Below are 22,811 nucleotides of genomic sequence, written 5' to 3'. Positions count from 1 at the left end.
CCGCCCCCCCCCCCCCGCCCCCCCCCCCCCCGGCCCCCGCCGCTGACGAAGACGTCCACGCGGGCATTGACGACCAGGTCGCGGCCGGTGCGGCGGGCGGCCTCGCGCAGCCGGGCGATCCGCACCGCCTGCTCGGCGGCACCGCGCAGGCCGCCGGTCGCATGGTCGGTGTCCTCGATGTTGCATCCCACCGCACCGATCCCGGCGAGCCGCTCCGCCAGCTCCTGCTCGGGCAGGCCGTAGCCGGCCTCGGCGTCGACGGTGACGGGAACGCGCACGGCCCGGACGACGCGCTCGGCGGCGGCCAGCATCGCTTCGACGGGCGCACCCTCGTGGTCGTCGTAGCCGAGCATGGCGGCGATCGCCGCGCTGGCCGTGGCCAGGGCAGGATGGCCGGCCCCCTCGACCACGCCGGCACTGGCCGCGTCCCATACGTTGGGGAGCAGCAGGGGATCACCGGGCCGGTGGAGTCCGCGCAGGCGTGCCGCCTTGGCGTTGAGACCGGTCGCGCCGTCGGCGCCCTTCGCGTCCGCGCTCGTACCCGGACTGGATGTCATGGCCATCGGTCGGCCCTCCGCTTCAGATGAGGATTCGTCACCGAGACGACTCCTCCGCGCCCGCAGACGTGACACCCGGCCGACAGAGGCGCCGCGGGCTCCACGGGGACGCCGGCGCACCGAAGCGCCAAGTCCACATGTCGACTTATCGCCGGGCCGAAACGCTGAGGTGGGTCCCCACCGGCATGATGACCGGAGCAACCGGAGGCCGAAAGGGGAGCGAGCAGTGTTCCACGAGGCCGCCCGGAAGATGGCCGAAACCGTCGTCGAGAACGCTCCCGAGGGGTGGACCCGCGCTGTCGTGAGCATCACGCATTCCCCCGGCCTCAGTGAGCAAGGGGGGGTACACCGTGCCCGGTTCCAGCACGGCCGAGAGTGTGCGCGGAGATTGGGCAGGAGCGGATCAGGCGATCGCGAAGGCCACCCGTGACCTGAGGGGATGGACCGGGACGACGATAGGGATCGAGTACACCCCGTGCGGGGAGTACCGCTTGGCGGCCTATTCCGACGCGATCACCGACCTCCGCGGTCGAGGATTCGGGGATCGCGGCTATCTGGCGGTCCTGGACGACGGCTACCGGCTGCCTGAGCCGGGGCTCCGACAAGAGGAGGGGACCGCCCCACCCGCCGGCGACCCGGAGGCGGCGGTCGAGCTCTTCCGCACCTACATGGACGAACGTGCCGCGATCCTCGGGAGGCGGGAGCGGCTCCCGTCCCCCGCCACCGCGGCCGCACTGGACGAGGCCGAGCACCGCATCGGGCAGGCACTGCCGGCGGACCTGCGGGCCCTGTACGCGATCGCCGACGGGGACGGCATCGACGACGAGCACTGCCACCTGTTCGGCGACCTGTGGTATCCCCTGGAGGACGCGATCGCCCTGATGGAGCNGGGGCCCGGGGGGGGAGCCGTACTGGCTCGGCTGGCAACTGGAATGGGACTCCGTCGTCTTCGACGCCGACCCGCCCGGGGCCGTGCGCCGGTGCTCCGGCCACCCTGCCTGGCTCCCCTTCGGCGACGGCGAGGACGGGAACCACCTGGCGGTCGATCTCTCGCCGGCGCCCGACGGCCGCCCTGGCCAGGTCGTCCGCTTCGGCCGCGACTACACCGACGGGCCCGTCCTCGTCGCGGATTCGGTGACGTCGCTGATCCGCCGCTATCTGGCGGCCCTCAGGCAGGGGGAGTACGAGAAGACCGACCGGGGTCTGCACGTCGGCCGGGAGGACCCGGATCGGCCCCCGCTGAGCGGTCACCTCGAGGACCCGGCCGATGCCCCGACGACGCTCCAGGCGATCCGCATCAACGGCGCCTCCGGTCCGGTCGATCTCTCCCCGCTCGCGAAGACGCCGCACCTGCGTCTCCTCCATCTCGACCGCTGCACGAGCGCAGACCTCTCGCCCGTGGGCGCGCTGCCCGTGGAGTCGCTACGCGTCGACCTGGACGGGGGCAGCCTGACGCCTCTGGAGGGCCACCGGTGCCCCGCGTCCCTCAAGGCGTCCACCTCCGCACCGATCGGAATCACCCCGCTGCGCACAGCCGAGAATCTACGCGGACTGGACCTTTCCCGGGCCGTCGTCCGGGACCTGACCGTCCTGGGCGAGCTCAAGGGCCTGCGCTACCTGTCACTGAACGCGGAACAGTGGTCCACCGTGTTCGCGAACGGAGCGGTGCCGCCCGCGCTGGCCGCCGCCCGATCGGCCACGGAGGACGCCGCCTTCGAGGACGCCCTGGCGTGGGCCAGCCACCTCGGCCTGGACACCGGCGACGCCCTCCGCGCATCGGGCTTCCTCGGCCAGGAGTCGAACCGGCCCGGGGCGCCATGGCGGTGAGTCCGCATGTCGACTTATCGCCGATCCGAAATGGCCGCACCGGACACGGGGCTGTTCACCGTCCCCAGCCTGTGGACAGGCGGGCGCCGTTCGGATAGGTAAAGAAGGACCTGCGCGCCGGACCGCCGGAAGCGGTCTGCCCGGTTCCGGCGCCGATATGACGTCGACCGGACGGTGATCGTGACGGAGTGCCTGATGTGCCGCGGCGCCGACGCGGACCCGGAGCTGATGCGGGTCCAGGTCTGGGAGGACGCGGAATGGCGGCTGACCACGGCCGTCGTCGGCGAGGCCCCCGGGTTCTCCTTCCTGGAGCCCAAGCGCCACATCCGCTACGTCCACGAACTCGACGGGCGGGAGGCGGCGACCTTCGGTGCCGTCCTGGCCCGGAGCACCCGCGCCGTCAAGGAGGCCGCCGGCGCCGAGCTGGTGTACGTGTACGTCTTCGGCGGCTCCTTCGACCACCTGCACGTCCACCTTGCCCCGCAGACCGCCGACGGCCCCTTCGACGACACCATGCTCAAGGGAGCGACCACGGAGAGGGTCCTGGACAACGGCGCGGTCGTGCAGGGCAGCGAGGACTTCCCCCTGCTCCCCGAAGCCGACCTGCACGCCGCCGCCGAGGCGATCCGTACCGCCCTCAGTCGGTGACCATGGACGAGGGCGTGCGGCGCAGGGAGCGGAGGGCGGGCACCAGCGCCGCGAGGAGGCCGATCGCCAGACAGGCGGCGGCCACCGCGCCCGACTCCGCCCAGGGCAGGTGCACCGACACCTCCGCCGGCCCCTTGCGGGGGTCGAACTCGTCGCGCAGCCCCACGGTGAGCGCGAACAGGCCGGGCAGGGAGAGCAGCGCCCCCACGACCAGGCCGACCACGGCCGCCAGGCCGGACTCCGCCGTCAGCACCGCCGCCGCCTGCCACCGGTGCGCCCCGGCCACCCGCAGCAGGGCCATGTCACGGCGGCGCGCCGAAGCGGCCAAGGACAGGGTGTTCCCCAGGGAGACCGCCGCGTACCCCAGCGACAGCGCCAGGATGGTCCAGGTGAACATGCGCATCAGGCGCAGCTCCCCCGCGATCCCCTCGTCGATCGCCCGTGCGGTGCTCTCCAGGTGCGCCCCCTGGACCGCCAGCGCACCGGTGAGCGTGCCGGCCTCTCCCGGGTCGAAGCTCGCGGCGCTCACGAAAGGGGCCGGATCGTGCTCCCGCGCCAGGTCGTAGGGGAGCGCGAGCTCGGCCCAGAGCTCCAGCTCCGGCGGGAAGGGGGCGACGGTGACCGGGACCCGGCCCACGGTGCCGTCCGCCCACGTCAGTTCCACGGTGTCGCCTTCCTGCCAGCCGAACCGGTCGGCGGTCTCGGGCGAGGCCTGCACCGTCCCCTCCTGAGGGGCGTACCGGTGCAGCCCGACAGACTCCACCCAGCGGCCGTCCACGTACACGCCGGTGGAGAGCTGGCTGAAGACCTCTCCTGCGGCGTGTTCACGGGCCAGGCCCACGGCCCCGTCGGTCAGGCCCGCCGCGTCCCCGCTCACCACCATGGCGTCGCCCGGGATCTCACCCCGTGAATGCTCGTCGATCGCTGAACCGAGGGTGTCGGTCAGGCCGAGCACGGTCACCGCCAGGGCGGAGATCAGCAGGCTCGGCATCATGGCCGCGGCCAGTCGGCGCGCGCCCGCGCGCGCTTCGGCGCGCAGCAGTTCCACCAGTGGGGTGCGGCCTGGAATCAGGCCGAGGATCCTCGGCAGGTACACGGGGGAGGCAACGGCCGACGCCACCAGCAGCGCAAGGCTCGACCCCAGTGCGAGGCCGATGGCCTCCTCCGCGTCCGACCGCGCGGTCGCGGCCACCATGGCGGCCCCCGCCGCCGTGAACCCCGCCGCGACCCACAGACGCCACCGCGGCAGGCTCCCCGACCGCGTCTCTCCCGGACGCAGCGCCTCCAGCGGCGCGACGCCCGCCGCCCGGCGCGACGCGCCCAGGACCCCGACGACGGCCGTGGCCACCCCGATGGCCACGGCGACCGCGACGGGGACGGCGACCGAGCGCACCTCCCAGGAGCCCGAGAGCAGCTCGCGGCCGACCATCCAGTCGCCGAACAGGAACGCACCTGCACCGCCGAGCACCGCCCCCGCCGCCGACGCCGCGGCCCCCACGAGCGCCGCCTCTCCGAGCAGCATCCGGCGCACCTGCCCCGGGGTGGCGCCGACCGCCCGCAGGAGGGCGATCTCCCGCCGCCGCACCGCCACCTGGAAGGTGAACGTGGTGCCGACCACGAACACCGACACGAACACCGCCAGGGCGCCGACCAGGACCAGGAGCTGCTGTCCCACCCAGTTGTCGGAGGCGTCGAACTCCGCGGCCATCGCGTCCCGATCGGCCGTGGTGAACACCTCCGCCCCCGGGTCCAGCGTGTCCCGGAGGCGCTCGCCGACCGCCGCGGCACCGGTGCCGGGCTCGGCGACCGCACCGATGAGGGACACGCCCGTGGCGGACGCGGCGGCGAGGTCGTCGGCCACGAGGACGTCCCCGCCGTCGGTGACGCCGGACACGGTCATCGGCCACTCGTCGCCGGCCGTCAGCACGGTCACCCTCTCGCCCACCGACCGCCCGTAGGACGCGGGGAGGACCACCTGGTCCGTCCCCGACGGCGCCTCGCCTCCGAGCAGGCGCGCGCTCCCCAGCGCGAAGGAGGACCAGCCGGCCCCGACCGGGGCCCCGTCCACGGCCTCACCGAGGATCCTCTCCCCGTCCATCACCCTGGCGTCGAACCGGCGCTCGGCCACCGCCGCCGCCACACCGTCCGAGGCGGCGGCCGCGGCGGCCAGGGCGTCGGCCTCCGAGGCGCTCCAGACCTCTCGGGCGGCGGTGACGCCGTCGGACCTGGTCCCGGCGGCCTCGGGGACGGCCAGGGCGTCGGCGCCCCCGTAGCGCTGGGGCACCGTCGGCAGGGAGGAGGCGATGACGATCGCGGAGGCCGCCAGGAGGGCGACCCCGAGGGTCAGCGCGACGAAGCCGCCCAGGACGGCGCGCAGGCGGCGGCGGACCATGGCGAACGCGATCATGCCGTCTCCAGCCCGGCCATGCGCACCGCGACGGCCTCCGCGGTGGGCGCACCGTCGCCGTCCGCGCCGAGCTCGCCGACGATGCGGCCGTCGGCCATGAACACGACCCGGTCGGCGCGCGCGGCCACCGCGGGATCGTGGGTGACCACGAGAACGGTCCGGCCGTGCGCGTCCACCACCGCGCGCAGGTGGTCCAGCACCCGGCGCCCCCGGGCGAGGTCGAGGGCGCCGGTGGGCTCGTCCGCGCAGATGACGGCGGGCCGGGCCAGCACCGCCCGGGCGATCGCCACCCGCTGCTGCTCACCGCCGGAGAGCTGGGAGGGGCGGTGGTCGGCGCGGTCGCGCAGCCCCACCTCCTCCAACGCCGCGAGGGCGTGCCGGCGCCCCGCGCGCACCCCCGCCAGGCGCGCGGGCAGCAGCGTGTTCTGGGCCGCGGTCAGCGCGTCGACGAGGTTGTAGTCCTGGAAGACGAAGCCGACCCGCCTCCTGCGGAACTCGGTGAGCTCCCGTTCACCGAGGGCCCCGAGCTCGACCCCGTCCACGGTGATGCGCCCGGCGTCGGGCCGGTCCAGGCCCGCGGCGCAGTGCAGCAGGGTCGACTTCCCCGAGCCTGACGGGCCCATGACGGCCGTGAACGTCCCCGCCCGCACGGTCAGCGACGCACCGTCCAGGGCGACGACGCGGTGGCCGCCGGCGGTGTGGTACTTGGCCACCCCGTCGACGCGGATCGCGTCGCGGGTGGCGTCCGGTAGTGCGTTCATGCCCCCAGCACAGCGGGCCGGAGGGGGCGCGCGCAGGCGCCCGTGGTGGAGACCGAGAGGTAGACCCCGGTCTACCGCGCCACCGCCCCGGGGCCCTCTATCGTCGTCTCCGTGCCCATCCGAACCCTGCGCGCGGCGATCACGCACGCACCCCACCGCTTCCTGCTGTCCGCATGGCCGTGGCGCGCCCTGGCCTACCTGCTGTCGGGGACGGCGGCGGGCACGCTCCTGTTCGGAACAGCCCAGGCGCTGGCGGTGTACTGGCCCGACTCCGGCCGGCACTGGCGCCTCGTCGGGCCGCTCCTGGGGATGCTGTTCCTGGCGGCGGCCTTCGGGAGCACCCCCCTGGTCGTCCGGTGGGGGCGGTGGTGCGAGGGGCTGGTGGGCCCGCGCCCGGAGGCGCCCCAGCGGGAGCCCGCCGACGCTGAAGGCCTCTGGGCCCGCGTCCGGGCCCTGCCGTTCTCCCCGCGGCTGTGGCGCGACGTCGGCTATGCCGTGCTCACCTTCAGCGCCTTCTACGTGCTGGACATGGTGGTGCTCGTCCTGGCGCTCGGCGCCCCTTTGGCGGGGGTGATCTCCTACTGGGACGCCGAGCAGTTGAGGGTGTTCGAATGGATTCCCACGGTGGTGGCCTGGGCGTCGCTCTGGCTGGTCGGGCTCTACCTGGTGGCGGCATGGGCGGCGGCGCGCTCCGAGATCGCCCGCGCGGTGCTCTCGCCCCGGGAGGAGCGCCTGGCCGCGGAGCTGAGCGCCGTCACCGCGTCGCGGGCGGCGCTGGCCGAGGCCTTCGACGAGGAGCGCCGCCGCATCGAACGCGACCTGCACGACGGCGCCCAGCAGCGCCTGGTCGCGGCGAAGGCCTCCCTCGGCCTGGCCCGTCTGGACCTGGCGCCCGGCTCCCCGGCGGCCGAGGCCGTCGGACGGGCCCAGGAGCAGGTGACGGCGTCCCTGAGCGAACTGCGCGACCTGGTGCGCGGCATCCACCCCCGGGTCCTCACCGAACGCGGGCTGCGGGCCGCCCTCCTGGACGTGGCGGCCCGCACGGGGGCACCGGTGGACGTCTCCCTCGACCTGCCCGTACGCCTGCCCGCCGCGGTGGAGTCCACCGCCTACTTCGTGGTGTGCGAGGCCCTGGCGAACGCCGCCAAGCACGCTCCCGGCGCTTCGGTGCGCGTGCGGGGAGGCGTGCGGGAGGGGACGCTGTGGGCGACCGTCACCGACGACGGGCCCGGGGGCGTGAAGCCGGACGGCAGCGGGCTGAACGGCCTGCGCCACCGGCTGGCGGTCCTGGGCGGGGAACTGGCCGTGGACAGCCCCGGGGGCGGGCCGACCACCGTGCGATTGGAGATCCCGGAGGAATGACGGGGACGGCGAAGGCTCTGACCGTCGTGGTCGCGGACGACTCGGTGCTGCTCCGGGAGGGGGTGTCGGGGGTCCTGGCACGGTTCGGGCACCGGGTGGTCGCGGCGGTCGGCGATGCCGGCGCCCTAGAGGAGGCGGTCCGCGAGCACGATCCGGACCTCGTGGTCACGGACGTGCGCATGCCGCCGGGGTACGCGGACGAGGGGCTGCTCGCGGCGGTCGGGATCCGGCGCGAGCGCCCCGGCCTGGGGATCATCGTGCTCAGCCAGTACGTGCAGCCGACCTACGCCGCGGAGCTGCTGGCGATCGACGCCCACGGGGGCGCCGGCTACCTGCTCAAGGAGCGCATCGGCGACGTGGAGGAGTTCGCCGAGGCGGTGGCCCGGGTCGCGTCGGGCGGAACGGTCCTGGACCGGGAGGTGGTCCAGGTGATGATGGCGGCACGGTCGAGTCCCCTCAACCGGTTGGCCCCCAGAGAGCGCGAGGTCCTGGCGCTCATGGCCCGGGGGGAGTCCAACACGGCCATCGCACGCCTGCTGGTGGTGTCCGATGCGACGGTGCGCAAGCACGTGGGTTCGATCTTCACCAAGCTGGACCTGGACCCTCGGACGGAGGGACACCGCAGAGTGCTGGCGGTCCTGGCCTACCTCGACCGCTGAGGGCAGGGCGCGAGCGGCCTCAGCCGCCGGTGACCGCGTCCGCGGGAAAGCAGACGATGATCCCCGCGACGGTCACCACCGCACCGGCGAGGTAGCCCTTCCACTTAGGGATCGCGTACGTTTCGCCGACCGCGTGCTTTTCCTGGGCCCTGCGCATGTCCGGCCTGAGCCCGGCCAGCACGACCGCGAACGACGTGAACAGGAAGGTGAAGGCGTAGAAGGTCTCGTTCACCGTGAAATGCCGCGACGGCAGCCCCGCAAGGGGGAAGGTCAGCAGGAAGACAGGGAAGACCACCCAGATCAGCACCGGCAGGAGGCGTCGGACGCAGAAATAGAACGAGGCCGTGCACAGCAAGGCGGCAGAGATCGCCGCGACTCTCCACTGCTCCGGTTCCAAGACGTCGATGAACAGCATGGCTCTCCAGCTCCACCGGACTCGGTCCATACCGGGCCCACGGGACGCACCCTCGAAACGTGACCACCGGTCACCAGGGACCGGCGCGGCGATCGGCACATGGCGCCCCTATGACGCACAGAAGGCGAAGCCGGCTCCCCTAGTCCCCGGCCTTGGAGTCCATCGAACCACCCGCACTCGTCCGCCCCCTCACGGCCACGACATGGCGGGGGCGGTCAGCCCGGGGCGATCTGTCCCCATGGGGACGTGTCGACCTGGGGACATGCCGTCTCCCGGCCGTGGTACCGGTACCAGAGCCGCGCCGAGAGGTCACGCGCGCCGCCTCCTGTAGTGCAGGGCGACGGCCACCAGCAGTGGGGGCCACAGCAGCATCGGCGCGTAGCAGGCGTGCATGAGCCACAGGTCGGCGCCGGTCGGGCTGCCCGCCGGGTTCTTGAGGGCCGTGTGGACGTAGCCGACGTTGTAGAGCGCGACGAGCGCGGCCCCCGTCAAGGAGGCGGCGACAGCCGGCCCGGGGCGGATGCGGCGGCCGCCGACGAACGGGACCCACCGGGGGAGGCGCTCACCCCAGGGCTGGATCAGTCCCAGCGTCAGCAGGGCGAGGGCCTCGGCCACCACACTGAGCCCGACCACGTACACCGAACCCCAGCCGGGTGCGTGCAGGGCGTCCATGAAGGTGTCGTCGAACCNCCACCGCCCCCCGCCACAGGCCGGAGGGGAGCGCCGTGAGGGCGGCGATGTGGGCGGACCACCGCGCCCAAGGGGGCACACCGGGAAGGGCGCGAAAGGGGGACGGCCGGACCGGTGCGGAGTGAAGGGGCATCCGGGGCTCCTCAGCGTCGGGGGGTGACGCTCGAATGCTCCACCGAGGGCACCCCGGCGGCCTCCCCTCAGGGAGGGAACCCGCCCCCTGGAGGAGTGAACCGATGTGGCCGTCAGTCGGCGGAGACCTGGCGGACGGCACGGGCGACGGCCGCGGCGTCCTTCTTGAGGATCGCGCCGTGGTTGCTCGCCACCTTGGCGCTGACCTCGATGTTCGGGTTACGAGCGGTCACCCCGGCGAGGCTCGTACGGATCCGCTCCTGCTCGTCGTCGCGGCTTCCGAAGGACGTCCCCGAGGCCACCACGTAGCGGGTGGGGACAGTGAGGGCCTCCAGCACCGGGCCCAGCTCGGTCTCACGGGAGAGTCGGCCGAGCTCGATGTTGCTGGCCGCCATCTCCTCGGCGTTCATCCGCGGGAGCAGGCCCGTCGGCCGCAGCAGGGGCGACAGCCAGGCGACCCGCCGGAACAGCGTCCGGACGCGCTCCTCCATGGCCTCGTCCATCCAGTCGTAGGGGAAGGCGCCGTCGACCAGGACCGCCCCCAGGGCCCGGCCGGGGTTCCGCATCGCCCAGTGCGCGGCGACGACCGCCCCGTAGGACCAACCCACCACCAGGACCTTGTCCACGCCCCGGGCCTCCAGGACGGCGTCGGCGTCCCGCACGGCGGCCTCGAAGGAGTAGTCCGCCGAAAGCCCGGACTTCCTGCCCCGGGCGCGCCCGTCGAAGGTGATATGGCGCCGGCCGGTGCCCAGTTCTGCGATGGTGCGCCGCCAGTAGCCCTGAGTGGCGAACTGGCCGTTGAGGTAGAGCACCGGGGTTCCGGCGCCGCCGGTGTCGGTGACCGCCAGGGCGGTGTCGTCGACCGGCACCATGCCGGACCACCGGCCGCCGTCGTTCGCCGTGTGCTTCCTCATCGGTTCCTCCTGGTGGTCGTGTCCGTCGTCGTCCGTTCCCGGTGTCCGCCGGTGGCCCTTCACAGGGAGCGGGCGGTGATGTCGCCGTGGGCGGTCGTCGCGCGGATGGCCAGGCCGGGCGTGCCGTCGGCGTTCTTGAGGGAGTTGTGGACGCGGCCGTGGGCGGCCCCGGCGTCCAGCGAGGCGGAGACGGCCGGGGCGGCGCCGACGGTCACGTCGCCCATACGCGTGGACAGCACGACCGTGCCGGAGGCGGCCTCGTCGACGGTGACATCGCCCTTCTGGGTGCTGATCTCCGCAGGGCCGGCCAGGCGGCCGAGCGAGATGTCCCCGAAAGCGGTGAGGTGCGCGCCCGCCGCCTCGTCGATCCGGACGGCGCCGCCCAGGCCCTGTCCGGCGACGCGGCCGAGCCGACCGACCCCGCGGAACTCGGTGTAGGGCGAGGTCGCGTCGACGTCGGAGCCGGAGGGCACCTGGATCGTGACCTCGACGGCGCCGGCGGGGCCGAAGGACCGGTCCTTGGCCGCGGGCCCCGTGACCCGCAGGACACCGTCGCCGAACGCGACCGCGACCTGCTCGGCCGCCTTCACATCGCGGCTCTTCGCGGCGTCCGCGGGCCGGACCTCGACGGTGGTGTCGTCGCGGTCGGCGGCGACGACCGGGACGCGCCCGGCGGGGATGTCGAGGACGGCGGTGACGGGGGCGGGGGTCGTGAAGGTGTGCATCGTTCTCTCCTGCGCTCGCGCATCGTTTCCTATGGACGAAACGCTACGTTGCCTTTGCGGTTCGTTCAATCACCTCGTTGCGATAGAAACACATCACCGCAGTTCAGAGACATATAATCATTGCGTCGAACGAGAAACTAACGCAATGCACTCTCCAGTGATCGTTGCGTTGAAGCGTGAAGTAACGCTACGCTGGCGACATCGGGCCCATGCGGAGGGGGAGACAGGGTGTCGGGAAGCAGGCTCACTCAGCAGGAGCGGCAGCAGATCGCGCAAGGACTGGCCGACGGGCTGGCCTTCGCGGAGATCGCCAGGCGCCTGGAGCGGCCCACGTCCACGGTCACCCGCGAGGTGATGCGCAACGGAGGGCCGAACGGCTACCGCTCCGACCTCGCCCAGCGCGCCAGCGAGCGCCGTGCCCGGCGCCGCAGGCCCGCCCGGCCCCAAGGACAGGAGGCGCGGGCGCAGGGGGAGGGCCCCGACGACGAGGCCGTGCGCGAGTACGAGGAGGAGTTCACCACGCTCCTGATGCAGCAGGGCCTGCCCAAGATGGCGGCCGGGGTGCTGGCCGCGCTGTTCATCTCCCCCTCCGGCAGCCTCACCGCCTCCGAACTCGTCCGGCACCTCGGGACCAGCCCCGCGTCGGTCTCCAAGGCCGTCGCGAGCCTCGACGAGCTCGGCCTGATCAGCCGCGAGCGCGACACGGGGCGGCGCGAGCGCTACACCGTCAACGACGACGTCTGGTACCGGTCGACGGTCGCCGGCGCCCACGGCCTCGCGCGGATCTCCGCGACCGCGCGGAAGGGGGTCGGGCTCCTGGGCCGCGACACCCCGGCGGCGGCCCGCCTGGAGAACGTCGCACGCTTCAGCGACTTCGTCAGCGAGAGCATCCTCCGCGCGGCCGAACAGGCACGCGAGGTCCTGCACACCGGCCCCGGGGGCTCCTCCTCCACCATCGGTACCGAGGGAATTGCTTCCGGGGCGTTCGAGGCTTCCGGGGCAAAGCGAACAAAACACCGGTGACCCGATCCGACATTTCGCCATGCCCATCGGTGGTGCCGCTATCCACTGATCACCTGCCGTTGCCACGCGATCCCTCTGTGGACAGGTTCCGCGTGAGGACCAAGCGCAGCAGGCTTCTCACCGCGGTCTTCGGAACGCCGCCGGTGCGGTCGGAGCACAGGCTTCGTCGCTGATGCTCCCCGACGGCGGGCCCGCCCCCTGGTACGCGACCGACGCCCAGGGGCAGACCTACGGTTCGGCCCTGGAGGCACGGCCCCCCAGGAGGAGCCGGACCTGATCGAGGCCGGCGGCGACGACGGAACGCTCGGCTATGTCAGGGCAGACGACCTCAATGGCCCCGACCAGACGCGGGAAGAGGTCCTGGAGCACATCGACGCCCAGGAAAGGGACGCGATCCCGGACGTCCCGATCCCGCTCTATGAGAGCGACGGCACGACCGTCATCGGGACGTTCACCGTCGACGGCTCGGACGCCTCCCGGTCCGAGGAGACGGTCTCGGGGGACTGAGGGACCCCAGCGTTCGAACGCGAGACCCTTGTGGAGCCCGCGGCCGTTCCGGCCCGGGCTCCCTTTCCGGGAGCCACCTCGGCCCTGAGCGACGGCCGTGGTGTACATGTTGTAGGTCGGACCCTCCACCACACACCCCCGGAGGCCTTCATGCGACGTGTCGCCGTCTTTCTCGGCTCGACCGACGGACATGACCCCGCGCACGCCGACCTCGCCGCCGGCACGGGCAAGGAGCTGGCCCGACGCGGAATCGGCATCGTCTACGGCGGGGGCCGCAAAGGGCTGATGGGCACGGTCGCGGACAGTGCTCTGAAGGCGGGCGGCGAGGTCATCGGGGTCATCCCGAAGACCATGGTCGAGCGGGAGTGGGCGCATGAGGACGTGACCGAGCTGATCACGTGCGATTCGATGCATGAACGCAAGGCGCTGATGGCCGACCGCGCCGATGCCTTCCTCGCCCTTCCTGGAGGGCTCGGCACCTTGGAGGAGATCTTCGAGGTGTGGTCGTGGCGCCAGCTGGGATTCCACTCCAAGCCGGTCGGGTTCCTCGACGCAGGCGGCTTCTGGACACCGCTGCTCGACGCGCTGCAGGGGCTCGTCGACTCCGGTTTCCTTGCCGACGCCACACTGCGGGATGCCGCCGTCGCCCCCGACCTGCCCGGCCTCTTGGACGCGTTGGAGGAACGGTTCAGCAGCACCCCGCGACCCGCCCGCGGAGAGCATGACACCGGAGCAGGACTCGGTGCCCGGCGTGCGCCTTGATGCCGGGGGACGGCCCGCTCCGGTCGATCTGTCCCCATGGAACCGTGTCGACCTGTGGACATGCCGTCCCCCGGCTCAGGCGATCAGATTCCGAACGGTGCCGCGTAGCGGATGGTGCCGCCGGGCAGTGGGCAGGATTCGTCCAGGGACATCGCCATCAGCGCTTCGTCGGGCACCTCGATGTCCAGGCCGATGCCGTGTCCGGAGGCGCGGGTGAACCCGAACCTCGGGTAGTAGGCGGGGTGGCCCAGGACGGTGACGAAGCGCTCGCCCCGGCGCCGGGCCTCCGCCAGGGCGGCACGGACCGCCGCCGACCCGGCGCCGGTGCGCTGGTACTCGGGCAGCACCGCGCACGGGGCCAGGCACAGGGCCGGGGAGTCGCCGATGTGGCAGCGGGTCAGCAGGGCGTGCCCCACCGGGGTGCCGTGCTCGTCGACGGCGAGCCAGGACAGCCCGTCGATCCAGGACGGGTCGCGCCGCAGGGCCTCGACGAGGTCGGCCTCCTGGGCGGTATCGAACGCGGCCAGGTTGATCGCGCGGACGGCGCCGATGTCGGCGGCGGTCTCAGCGCGTGTGCTCCATGACCGGGACATGGTGGAAGTGACCCCCTTCAGGGCCGTGTTCACGGCGGTTCAGGCCGCGGCGCGGGACGCGAGGGAGACGCGGGCGCTGCCCGGTCCGGTACGAACGTCCGCCAGCCTATCCGAGGGGCGCCGCGTCGTTTGATCGCCTGGTCTCCGAGTCCACATGTCGACTAATCGCCGGTCCGAACCCCCGGGAGCGGGGCGCCCGGCCGCGGCCGGGCGCCCCGCTCCCGCACGTCAGGGCTTCCGCGGCTTCACCTGCCCACGCCGGACCTCACCGCGTCCCACCGGTTCTGGAACGAGTCCACCGGGAGCACGAACCCGTCGCGCACCAGCCCTCTCTCGGCCCGGACGACCCGGGCGACGTAGCCGGCGTGAGTCCGGTAGCGGGAGTCCAGCGCCTCCTCGGAGAACGGCTCGTGGGAGCCGAAGAGCACGCAGAACGCGTCGTCGCCGCCGGGGTCGCCGTCGGCCGGCGCGTTCACCCCCGTACTCACCGCGGTGGGCACGTCCACCTGGGAGGTGCGGATCCCTCCGAGCGCCATACCGTCCTCGTCGCGCGCCACCCGTCCCGAGGAGGTGCGCTCGATCGGATCGGCCTCCGGAGGGGGTGAACCGCCGGCGGCCCAGGAGTCCAGGTGCTCGTAGGCGGCGTTCATGACCTGGTACAGCGGGATCCTGCTGTAGGGCGGCGACGCGCAGTCGTACTGCGGCACCCCGCCCAGGTCCCGGTCACCGACCTCCTCACGCGCGCGGTGGCCGTGCCAGGGCGAGTGCGCGGTGCCGGCGACCTGCCAGCTCCGGAAGTTCACCCGGTCGCCGCCGTCACCGCCGTCACCCCCGGCCAGGAGGACATCGGTCTCGGAGAGCACCTGGAACACCGGCTCGCTGCGCTCGGTCTCCGGTGCGGTGCCCACCATGAACCCGTAGCCGTCGATGACCGGTTCGATGGCGGGCAGCACCCGCTCGTAGTAGTCGGTCATCCGCCCGGCCGACTGGGAGGCCCCGATGGCCAGCACCCGGTCGGGGCCCTGTCCACCGGTCAGCAGGCCCGCCTTGAGCCCTTGGGCGGCCTGGGAGAAGACGTCGTAGGAGAGCTGGTCGTCGCCGACCTCGCCGCCGTCGGTGACGTCGAGGTCCCCGTACCGCGCCGGACTCCACCCGGTGAGGTGGGAGACCCCCACGTGCTGCGCCGACACCCCGACCCAGGTGTGGCCGGAGCGCATGATGTGCTCGGCGCTCGGCCCCCACAGGGCGTCCAGGTCGTACCCGGCGGTGACGTTCTGCCACTCCATCAGGGCGGTTCCGCTCCCCGCGCCGTCGGCGGGGCGCCGTACCACCACGCGCGTCCGATAGGGGTGCTCCGAGACGGCCCGGCCGCCGTCGAACAGGCTCGCCTCGCCGCTGAGGAGGTACTCCTCCTCGACGTAGCCGTACCGCTCCAGATCCTCGGTGGTCGAGAAGAAGGGGTAGGTCTCGGCGATGTCGTCCGAGGCCGGATCGCCCGGTGGGGAGCCGGGGAGGGGGCCGTCGACCTCGGGGACGGGCACCGGCAGAGGGGCCTCGGCCGCGGCCGGGAGGGGCGGTCCCAGCGCGGCCACGAGAAGGGCCGCCGGCACGATTGCGGGCAGGCGTGTGCGGACGAACCGCATAGCGTCGTTTCCTTCCCGGAGGGGATGGGGGAAGGTCGGCCGACCGGGTGCCACCACTATCGGCCCTGCGCCCCGCCCCGGCGACCCGGGAATCCACCGGTTCCCCGTCCCGGCCGGGGGAGCCGCGCTGTAGAGATGGGGAGATATCGGCGAATGCCCATGTCGACTTCACACGGCGCTCGTTCAGGCTCTCGAGGGTGATCCGCGTGGTCACCGTCGAGCCCGGCGGACTCGGTGACGAACGCCGCTGGTGGGAGGCCACGGCCGTCCGGTGCTCATAGAGACCGTCGGCCGCACACCGGGGTTCGTCTTCCGCCCCCTACCTTCGTCCTTGAGGTCCGTGATTGACTGCGCTCGTGTCCTTCCGCGAGCCGGCCCCCGGTGGCCTGTACGATCCCGGCGGTCCTCTGCCCGGTGACTCCGTCGAGGCCCAGTGGGTGAACCTGCGCCGACGCTGGATCCCCGCCTGGATCGCGGCGATGGTCGGCTCGGTGGCCTTGGCCGTGGCCATCACCGTCCGGATGGCCACAGAGCTGGGCAAGCCCTATATCGGCGCGAGCGAGATCACCGGCGGCGTCGTATTCCTCGTGGGGTCGGTGGCGGTCGCGGTCTGGACGGTGTGGGCGGCGCCGCGGGTGTTCACCCGGCAAGGGGTGGCGGCCGACGGCATCGGCGTCGCGCTGATCCAGGACCCCGGCCTGTGGTTCACGGGGCGGACCGTGCGGATCCCGTGGAAGGCGGTCGGTTCGATCGGCGAACGCGAGGTCGTCACCGGCCGGCGCAACGACCGCAGGAAAGTCAAGATGGTCACGCTGGACGTGGACACCGGGGGCCGCGACATCACGGTGCCGACCTGGGCGTCGGTCCGGGGATCACCGCCGTGGGTCCGCGTGGACATCACGCCGGGCAACCTCCGGCGGTCGAAGGTCGCACGAGCGCTCCACGCGGTGCGCCCCGACCTCTTCGCGTAGCGGGTCGGAGGCGGTCGGTCGAACCGCCGGTCGAGTCGACATGGCCGCACGACCATCTGTCGATTCACTGCGCGGCGCACGGGCATGAAAAAAGGCCCCCGTGTGGGGACCTTTTCGCGGGTGGGCGTACCAGGACTTGAACCTGGGGCCTCATCCTTATCAGGGATGCGCTCTAACCGACTGAGCTATACGCCCGCGTTCCGGGTGGAACTCTACCGCATCCTGGACCTTCCGGCGAACCGGTCGGGCCTGGCAGTGCGGGGGAGCGGGGCCTCTGGCGGGGTCCCGCTCCCCCGTAGTCTACCGGCTCTGCGGGGTGGGCCGGACCGTCTCGGGGGCGGTCCGGCGACCGACGGCCGGGATCGGGGCCGGGGTCACTCGGACTCGGTCAGGGTGACGTCGATGCCGCCGACCAGGTCCGCGGCCAGGTTGTAGAGCATCGCCCCGACCGTGGACAGCGCGGTGATCAGGATGATGTTCAGCGCCCCGATCAGGCCGGTGTAGCCCAGCACCCGGGCCGGGGAGAACCAGCCGGCCGGGTCGATCGGGACCTCCTCGCCCTCGCCGCCCTCGGTCAGGGCGGTGAGCATGTCCGCCAGGGCCTGGAACACCCCCAGGCCGGACAGGATCGCGTAGATCACCGCCACCGCGACGAACAGGATGATGAAGCACACCAGCGAGATGACGAAGCTGAACTTCATCACCGACCACGGCTCGACCCTGCTGACGCTCAGGTGGGCCTTGCGGGCCGTCTTCGCCGCCGCGACCGGCGATTTGCCGCCGTCGCCCCCCGATGCCGGTGCCGCCATGGCCGTCCCCTCTCGCGCCTCGAACCTGGGCGCCGCCCCCGTGGCGGAGTCCTTGCCAGAGCCCTTGGCCGAGCTCTTGCCGGAACCCTCGTCCGACTCGCCGGTGGCGCCCTTACCGGACTCCTTACCCGGCTCTCCGCCCGAGCCCGTTCCCGAGCCCTTGCCGGATCCGGAATCCTTGGCGGACCCTTTGGCGGACCCCTTGGCGGTGGAGGCACCGGTCGAGCCGCCGGCGGGCGCGTAGGGCTTCTTCGCGGTCTTCTTCGCCGTGCCCTTCGCCGCCCCCTTGGGCCTGCCCGAGCCGCCTGATGCGCCCGAGCCCGCGGAGGACTCCTCCTTCTCCGGCTTCTCCGAGTCCTCCGACTTCTCCGGGGCCGTCGCGGACGCGGTCGGCTCGGCCGATTCCGCCGACTCCTCCCCGGGCGCCTCGGCGCCGGGTTCCGTCTTCGCCTCGGGCGACGTCACGTCGTCCGAGCCGTCCTTCGTCTGGTCCGACGTCTTGTCCGACATAGCCACGTTACCGCTGGACTTTCCATGAGACAGGTGGAATTCGGGCCGAGGGATGGAGGACCGGCCGCTGAGGCCGCGGCCGGTCCCTCTCGCTTCTCTCCGGGCGAACCCGGGGCTCTCTTCGAACCTTACGCGAGCCTCAGGAGTCGGGGTTCTCCCCGCCCGTCCCGGTGTCGCCGTCCTCGGCCTCCCCGGCGCCCTCGGCGTCGTCCGGGGCCTCCGCATCGGCCTCGGCGTTGCGGGCCACCGCCACCACGTGGCTGCCCTTGTCGAGGTTGACCAGGCGCACGCCCATGGTGGCGCGCCCCGACTGCTTGATCTCCGCGCTGCGGGTGCGGATCACCCCGCCGACCGAGGTGATCGCGAAGACCTCGTCCTCCTCCGGGTGGACCATCACCGCGCCGACCAGCCCGCCGCGCTGCTCGACCACCTTGGCGGTGAGCACGCCCTTGCCGCCCCGGTTCTGCACCGGGTACTGGTCGGACGGCGTGCGCTTGGCGTACCCGCCCTCGGTGGCCACCAGGACGTCGATGGGGCCGTCGCTCTGCCGGATGACGTCCATGCTCAGCAGGTGCGCGTCCTCGGTGAACCGCATCCCGATCACGCCGCTGGTCGCCCGCCCCATCGGGCGCAGGGACTCGTCGGTGGCCGAGAACCGGATCGCCTGGGCGTCGCTGCTGATCAGCAGCAGGTCGTCGGTGGGGAAGACGAGCCGGGCGGCGATCAGCTCGTCGCCCTCGCGCAGGTTGATCGCGATGATGCCGGCCGAGCGCGCCGAGTCGAAGTCCTCCAGACGGGACTTCTTGACCAGCCCGTCGCGGGTGGCCAGCACCAGGTACGGCGCGACGTCGTACCCGCGCAACGCCATGACCTGGGCGATCTCCTCGTCGGGCTGGAACTCCATCATGTTGGCCACGTGCTGGCCGCGGGCGTCGCGCGCGGCCTCCGGCAGCTCGTAGGCCTTCGCCCGGTACACCCGGCCCTTGTTGGTGAAGAACAGGATCCAGTGGTGGGTGGAGGTGACGAAGAAGTGCTGGACGATGTCGTCCTGCTTGAGCTGCGCCCCCCGCACGCCCTTGCCGCCGCGCTTCTGCGCCCGGTAGCCGTCCAGCCGGGTGCGCTTGGCGTAGCCGCCGCGGGTGATGGTGACCGCGACGTCCTCCTCGGCGATGAAGTCCTCCATGCGCATGTCGCCCTCGAAGGGGACGATGTGCGTCTTGCGGTCGTCGCCGTACTTCTCCACGACCTCGGTGAGCTCGTCGCGGATGATGGAGCGCTGGCGCTCCGGGGAGGCCAGGATCGCGTTGTAGTCCTCGATCTGCGCCATCAGCTCGTCGTACTCGGCGGTGAGCTGCTGCCGTTCCAGGGCCGCCAGCTTGCGCAGCTGCATGTCGAGGATCGCGCGCGCCTGCACGTCGTCGATCTCCAGCAGCTCCATCAGGCCCGACTTGGCCTCGTCGGCCGAGGCGCTGGAGCGGATGAGCGCGATCACGTCGTCGATCCGGTCGATCGCCCGCAGCAGCGCGCGCAGGATGTGCGCCCGCTCCTCGGCCTTGCGCAGCAGGAACTTGGTGCGGCGGACCACGACCTCGATCTGGTGCGCCACCCAGTGCCGGATGAGCTGGTCCAGGCGCAGGGTGCGGGGCACCCCGTCGACCAGCGCCAGCATGTTGGCGCCGAAGGTCTCCTGCAGCTGGGTGTGCTTGAACAGGTTGTTCAGCACCACCTTGGCGACCGCGTCCCGCTTGAGCACGATCACCAGCCGCTGGCCGGTGCGCCCGGAGGTCTCGTCCTTGACGTCGGCGATCCCGCTGACCCGGCCGTCCTTGACCAGCTCGGCGATCTTCAGCGCCAGGTTGTCCGGGTTGACCTGGTAGGGCAGCTCGGTGACGACGAGCACCTGGCGGCCGCGGGAGTCCTCGTCGATCTCCACCACCGCGCGCATGGTGATCGAGCCGCGGCCGGTGCGGTAGGCCTCCTCGATGCCGCGGCGGCCCACGATCTGCCCGCTGGTGGGGAAGTCCGGGCCCTTGATCCGCGCGATGAGGGCCTCGAGCAGCTCTTCGTCGTCGGTCTCGGGGTGGTCGAGGTACCAGTTGACGCCGTCGGCCACCTCGCGCAGGTTGTGCGGCGGAATGTTGGTGGCCATCCCGACCGCGATCCCGGCCGAGCCGTTGACCAGCAGGTTGGGGAAGCGGGCGGGCAGGACCTCGGGCTCGGAGGAGCGGCCGTCGTAGTTGGGGCGGAAGTCGACGGTGTCCTTCTCGATGTCCCGCAGCATCTCCATGGCCAGCGGGGCGAGCTTGCACTCGGTGTAGCGCATGGCCGCCGCCGGGTCGTTGCCCGGCGAGCCGAAGTTGCCGTTGCCGTCGACCAGCGGCATCCGCATCGACCAGGGCTGGGCCAGCCGGACCAGGGTGTCGTAGATGGCGCTGTCGCCGTGCGGGTGGTAGTTGCCCATCACGTCGCCGACGACGCGGGCGCACTTGAAGTAGCCGCGGTCGGGGCGGTAGCCGCCGTCGTACATGGCGTAGAGGACCCGCTGGTGCACCGGCTTCAGGCCGTCGCGCACGTCGGGCAGGGCGCGGCCGACGATCACCGACATCGCGTAGTCGAGGTAGCTGCGCTGCATCTCGACCTGGATGTCCACGGGCTCGACCCGCTGGGCGACGCCGCCGGTCTCGTCGGGCTCCGGTTCCTGCGGGGTATTCGCATCCGTCACGGGATGTCGAACCTTTCTGCTGAGACTTGTCGGGCCTGCCTGTGGGGGAGCGCCCCGGTCAGATGTCCAGGAACCGGACGTCGCGGGCGTTGCGCTGGATGAACGAGCGGCGCGACTCCACGTCCTCGCCCATCAGCACGCTGAACATCTCGTCGGCCTGGGCCGCGTCGTCCAGCGTGACCTGCAGCAGCAGGCGGCTGGCCGGGTCCATGGTGGTCTCCCACAGCTCGTTGGCGTTCATCTCGCCCAGACCCTTGAAGCGCTGCACCAGGTCGCGCGGGCGCGGGTCCTTCTTGCCCTGGGCGACCCCGCGGGCGATGACCTCGTCCCGCTCGCGGTCGCTGAAGACGTAGTTCACGTCGTTGCCGCGGGTGTCCCACTTGACCTTGTAGAGCGGGGGCATGGCCAGGTAGACGTGGCCGGCCTCGATCAGCGGCTTCATGAACCGGAAGAGCAGGGTGAGCAGCAGCGTCCGGATGTGCTGGCCGTCGACGTCGGCGTCGGCCATCAGGATGATCTTGTGGTACCGGAGCTTCTCGATGTCGAAGTCGTCGTGGATCCCGGTGCCCAGGGCGGTAATGATCGCCTGGACCTCGTTGTTCTTCAGGATCCGGTCGATCCGCGCCTTCTCCACGTTCAGGATCTTGCCGCGGATCGGCAGGATCGCCTGGTAGAGGGGGTCGCGGCCGCCCTTGGCCGAACCGCCGGCCGAGTCGCCCTCGACGATGTAGACCTCGGACTTCTCCGGCTCGGTGGACTGGCAGTCCGACAGCTTGCCGGGCAGCGAGGTGGACTCCAGCAGCGTCTTGCGCCGGGTCAGGTCCCGCGCCTGTCGGGCCGCGATGCGGGCGCGCGCCGCCTGGCTGGCCTTGGAGACGATGTCCTTGGCCTCGCCCGGGTTGCGCTCGAACCAGTCGCGCACGTGCTCGTGGGTGACCCGCTGCACGAAGGACTTGGCCTCGGTGTTGCCCAGCTTGGTCTTGGTCTGGCCCTCGAACTGGGGGTCCGCCAGCTTGACCGAGATGATCGCGGTCAGGCCCTCGCGGATGTCGTCGCCGGTGAGGTTGTCGTCCTTCTCCCGCAGCAGCTTCTGGTCGCGCGCGTAGCGGTTGACCACCGAGGTGAGCGCGGTGCGGAAGCCCTCCTCGTGGGTGCCGCCCTCCGCCGTGTTGATGGTGTTGGCGAAGGTATGCACCGAGGAGGTGTAGGACTGGTTCCACTGCATGGCGATCTCGACCGAGATCCCCTCGCCGTCCTCCTCGAAGTCGATGATGGAGGCGTGCGACGGCTCCTTCTTGGCGTTGATGTGCCGGACGAAGTCGACCAGGCCGTCCTCGTAGTGGAAGGTCTGCACGACCGGGCCGTCGGCGAGGAACTCCGGCCGCTCATCCCGCAGGGTGATGGACAGCCCCTTGTTGAGGAAGGCCATCTCCTGCATGCGGCGAGCCAGCGTCTCGAAGCTGTAGGTGGTGGTCTCGAAGATCGTCGGGTCGGCCCAGAAGGTGATCTGGGTGCCGGTCTCGGCGGTCTCCTCGCCCTTGGCCACGTCCGCGGTGGGCCGGGTCACCTCGTAGTGCTGGCGCCACACGTGGCCGTCCCGGCGGACCTCCGCCTCCAGCCGGCTGGACAGCGCGTTGACCACGGAGACGCCCACGCCGTGCAGGCCGCCGGAGACCGCGTAGGACTTGCCGTCGAACTTGCCGCCCGCGTGCAGCGTGGAGAGCACCAGCTCCAGCGCCGGCCGCTTCTCCACCGGGTGGAGGTCGACGGGGATGCCGCGCCCGTTGTCGGCGACGCGGACGCCGCCGTCGGCCATCAGGGTCACCTCGATGGCGTCGGCGTGGCCGGCCAGCGCCTCGTCGACCGAGTTGTCCACCACCTCGTAGACCAGGTGGTGCAGACCCCGCTCACCGGTGGAGCCGATGTACATGCCGGGGCGCTTGCGTACCGCCTCGAGCCCTTCCAGAACCGTGATCGATCGAGCATCGTAGGCCAAGTGGGAACACCCTCCTGCTGGGGGACGCCATTGCGGTCGGTCCGCCCCCGCGCGCGAGGGGGATCAGCGGGGACGGGCGGCTCCGGGAGGAGGGCACGCACGCCGCACCACCGCCGGACCCCGCTCACCACCCCTTGATCCCGCCACCCTCGTCTGGGGTGAGCCGTACCGGCGAAAG

The 22,811-nt window shown here is 72.2% G+C and carries 19 protein-coding genes and 1 tRNA gene; 7 read left to right on the top strand and 13 right to left on the bottom strand.

Annotated features, from left to right (window positions below; genetic code table 11):
- Positions 1-563: isocitrate lyase/phosphoenolpyruvate mutase family protein (locus D450_RS30350; RefSeq protein ID WP_017539638.1), on the bottom strand; the 563-nt coding region annotated here is incomplete at its 3' end.
- A gap of 966 nt (positions 564-1,529) precedes the next feature.
- On the opposite strand from D450_RS30350, the gene D450_RS31850 reads away from it, so the two are divergent.
- Positions 1,530-2,384 carry an SMI1/KNR4 family protein gene (locus D450_RS31850; RefSeq protein WP_017539637.1) on the top strand — a complete coding sequence of 285 codons (855 nt, stop codon included), beginning with the start codon at positions 1,530-1,532 and terminating at the stop codon, positions 2,382-2,384.
- 174 nt (positions 2,385-2,558) lie between these two features.
- A complete protein-coding gene (locus D450_RS0115825; protein WP_241483176.1) occupies positions 2,559-3,032 on the top strand; it encodes an HIT family protein in 474 nt (157 codons plus the stop codon).
- On the opposite strand, the gene D450_RS35220 is transcribed toward D450_RS0115825, so the two are convergent.
- On the bottom strand, positions 3,022-5,439 hold the full coding sequence (locus tag D450_RS35220) for an ABC transporter permease (RefSeq protein WP_017539635.1): 2,418 nt from the start codon (positions 5,437-5,439) through the stop codon (positions 3,022-3,024). The genes D450_RS0115825 and D450_RS35220 overlap by 11 nt on opposite strands.
- Complete coding sequence (locus D450_RS0115815) at positions 5,436-6,200, bottom strand: ABC transporter ATP-binding protein (RefSeq protein WP_017539634.1); 765 nt, start codon at positions 6,198-6,200, stop codon at positions 5,436-5,438. The genes D450_RS35220 and D450_RS0115815 overlap by 4 nt, the downstream gene beginning before the upstream one ends.
- Before the next feature lie 111 nt (positions 6,201-6,311).
- Between D450_RS0115815 and D450_RS0115810 the strand changes: the two genes are divergently transcribed.
- Both D450_RS0115810 and D450_RS0115805 read left to right on the top strand, forming a co-directional pair.
- Positions 6,312-7,562, top strand: coding sequence for a sensor histidine kinase (locus D450_RS0115810; RefSeq protein ID WP_017539633.1), 1,251 nt, complete (start codon positions 6,312-6,314; stop codon positions 7,560-7,562).
- Positions 7,559-8,221, top strand: coding sequence for a response regulator transcription factor (locus tag D450_RS0115805; RefSeq protein WP_017539632.1), 663 nt, complete (start codon positions 7,559-7,561; stop codon positions 8,219-8,221). Before D450_RS0115810 ends, D450_RS0115805 begins: the two co-directional genes overlap by 4 nt.
- Before the next feature lie 19 nt (positions 8,222-8,240).
- On the opposite strand, the gene D450_RS0115800 is transcribed toward D450_RS0115805, so the two are convergent.
- From D450_RS0115800 to D450_RS0115785, 4 genes are all read right to left on the bottom strand, one after another.
- Entirely contained in the window at positions 8,241-8,636 is a 396-nt protein-coding gene (locus D450_RS0115800) for a hypothetical protein (RefSeq protein ID WP_017539631.1), read from the bottom strand.
- Positions 8,637-8,945: 309 nt separating this feature from the next.
- On the bottom strand, positions 8,946-9,308 hold the full coding sequence (locus D450_RS0115795) for a hypothetical protein (RefSeq protein WP_017539630.1): 363 nt from the start codon (positions 9,306-9,308) through the stop codon (positions 8,946-8,948).
- Between the two features lie 263 nt (positions 9,309-9,571).
- Positions 9,572-10,372: an alpha/beta fold hydrolase gene (locus D450_RS0115790; protein ID WP_017539629.1), complete on the bottom strand. Its 801-nt coding sequence runs from the start codon at positions 10,370-10,372 to the stop codon at positions 9,572-9,574.
- 59 nt (positions 10,373-10,431) lie between these two features.
- Positions 10,432-11,097, bottom strand: coding sequence for a DUF4097 family beta strand repeat-containing protein (locus D450_RS0115785; RefSeq protein WP_017539628.1), 666 nt, complete (start codon positions 11,095-11,097; stop codon positions 10,432-10,434).
- 228 nt (positions 11,098-11,325) lie between these two features.
- On the opposite strand from D450_RS0115785, the gene D450_RS0115780 reads away from it, so the two are divergent.
- Together D450_RS0115780 and D450_RS0115770 are read left to right on the top strand one after the other, a co-directional pair.
- Entirely contained in the window at positions 11,326-12,120 is a 795-nt protein-coding gene (locus tag D450_RS0115780) for a GbsR/MarR family transcriptional regulator (protein ID WP_017539627.1), read from the top strand.
- Between the two features lie 657 nt (positions 12,121-12,777).
- The gene (locus D450_RS0115770; RefSeq protein WP_017539625.1) at positions 12,778-13,389 is read left to right on the top strand and encodes an LOG family protein; all 612 of its coding nucleotides are present in this window, start codon (positions 12,778-12,780) and stop codon (positions 13,387-13,389) included.
- A gap of 83 nt (positions 13,390-13,472) precedes the next feature.
- On the opposite strand, the gene D450_RS0115765 is transcribed toward D450_RS0115770, so the two are convergent.
- Positions 13,473-13,982, bottom strand: coding sequence for a GNAT family N-acetyltransferase (locus tag D450_RS0115765; RefSeq protein WP_026128583.1), 510 nt, complete (start codon positions 13,980-13,982; stop codon positions 13,473-13,475).
- Between the two features lie 245 nt (positions 13,983-14,227).
- Positions 14,228-15,625, bottom strand: coding sequence for an alpha/beta hydrolase domain-containing protein (locus D450_RS0115760; RefSeq protein ID WP_017539623.1), 1,398 nt, complete (start codon positions 15,623-15,625; stop codon positions 14,228-14,230).
- 344 nt (positions 15,626-15,969) lie between these two features.
- Between D450_RS0115760 and D450_RS0115755 the strand changes: the two genes are divergently transcribed.
- A complete protein-coding gene (locus D450_RS0115755; protein WP_241483175.1) occupies positions 15,970-16,596 on the top strand; it encodes a hypothetical protein in 627 nt (208 codons plus the stop codon).
- A 121-nt stretch (positions 16,597-16,717) separates the two neighbouring features.
- On the opposite strand, the gene D450_RS0115750 is transcribed toward D450_RS0115755, so the two are convergent.
- The 4 genes from D450_RS0115750 to gyrB all read right to left on the bottom strand — a co-directional run bounded on the left by D450_RS0115750 (position 16,718) and on the right by gyrB (position 22,633).
- A tRNA-Ile gene (locus D450_RS0115750) sits at positions 16,718-16,791 on the bottom strand.
- Between the two features lie 179 nt (positions 16,792-16,970).
- A complete protein-coding gene (locus tag D450_RS0115745; protein ID WP_017539621.1) occupies positions 16,971-17,915 on the bottom strand; it encodes a DUF3566 domain-containing protein in 945 nt (314 codons plus the stop codon).
- 139 nt (positions 17,916-18,054) lie between these two features.
- Positions 18,055-20,637 carry a DNA gyrase subunit A gene (gene gyrA, locus D450_RS0115740; protein ID WP_017539620.1) on the bottom strand — a complete coding sequence of 861 codons (2,583 nt, stop codon included), beginning with the start codon at positions 20,635-20,637 and terminating at the stop codon, positions 18,055-18,057.
- Positions 20,638-20,695: 58 nt separating this feature from the next.
- Positions 20,696-22,633, bottom strand: coding sequence for a DNA topoisomerase (ATP-hydrolyzing) subunit B (gyrB, locus tag D450_RS0115735; protein ID WP_083932662.1), 1,938 nt, complete (start codon positions 22,631-22,633; stop codon positions 20,696-20,698).
- Positions 22,634-22,811: the final 178 nt, after the last annotated feature.

The sequence above is a fragment of the Nocardiopsis halophila DSM 44494 genome, assembly GCF_000341245.1.
Taxonomy (GTDB): domain Bacteria; phylum Actinomycetota; class Actinomycetes; order Streptosporangiales; family Streptosporangiaceae; genus Nocardiopsis_A; species Nocardiopsis_A halophila.
The sequence above is the reverse complement of the archived record's forward strand: the minus strand, read 5'-3'. Positions and strand labels throughout refer to the sequence as shown.

What these genes read in the sequence shown, in the direction of transcription:
- D450_RS35220 (WP_017539635.1), bottom strand. Translation starts at nt 5,439, where the DNA reads ATGATCGCGTTCGCCATGGTCCGCCGCCGCCTGCGCGCCGTCCTGGGC.
- D450_RS0115815 (WP_017539634.1), bottom strand. Translation starts at nt 6,200, where the DNA reads ATGAACGCACTACCGGACGCCACCCGCGACGCGATCCGCGTCGACGGG.
- D450_RS0115805 (WP_017539632.1), top strand. Translation starts at nt 7,559, where the DNA reads ATGACGGGGACGGCGAAGGCTCTGACCGTCGTGGTCGCGGACGACTCG.
- D450_RS0115800 (WP_017539631.1), bottom strand. Translation starts at nt 8,636, where the DNA reads ATGCTGTTCATCGACGTCTTGGAACCGGAGCAGTGGAGAGTCGCGGCG.
- D450_RS0115795 (WP_017539630.1), bottom strand. Translation starts at nt 9,308, where the DNA reads ATGGACGCCCTGCACGCACCCGGCTGGGGTTCGGTGTACGTGGTCGGG.
- D450_RS0115790 (WP_017539629.1), bottom strand. Translation starts at nt 10,372, where the DNA reads ATGAGGAAGCACACGGCGAACGACGGCGGCCGGTGGTCCGGCATGGTG.
- D450_RS0115785 (WP_017539628.1), bottom strand. Translation starts at nt 11,097, where the DNA reads ATGCACACCTTCACGACCCCCGCCCCCGTCACCGCCGTCCTCGACATC.
- D450_RS0115770 (WP_017539625.1), top strand. Translation starts at nt 12,778, where the DNA reads ATGCGACGTGTCGCCGTCTTTCTCGGCTCGACCGACGGACATGACCCC.
- D450_RS0115765 (WP_026128583.1), bottom strand. Translation starts at nt 13,982, where the DNA reads ATGTCCCGGTCATGGAGCACACGCGCTGAGACCGCCGCCGACATCGGC.
- D450_RS0115760 (WP_017539623.1), bottom strand. Translation starts at nt 15,625, where the DNA reads ATGCGGTTCGTCCGCACACGCCTGCCCGCAATCGTGCCGGCGGCCCTT.
- D450_RS0115745 (WP_017539621.1), bottom strand. Translation starts at nt 17,915, where the DNA reads ATGTCGGACAAGACGTCGGACCAGACGAAGGACGGCTCGGACGACGTG.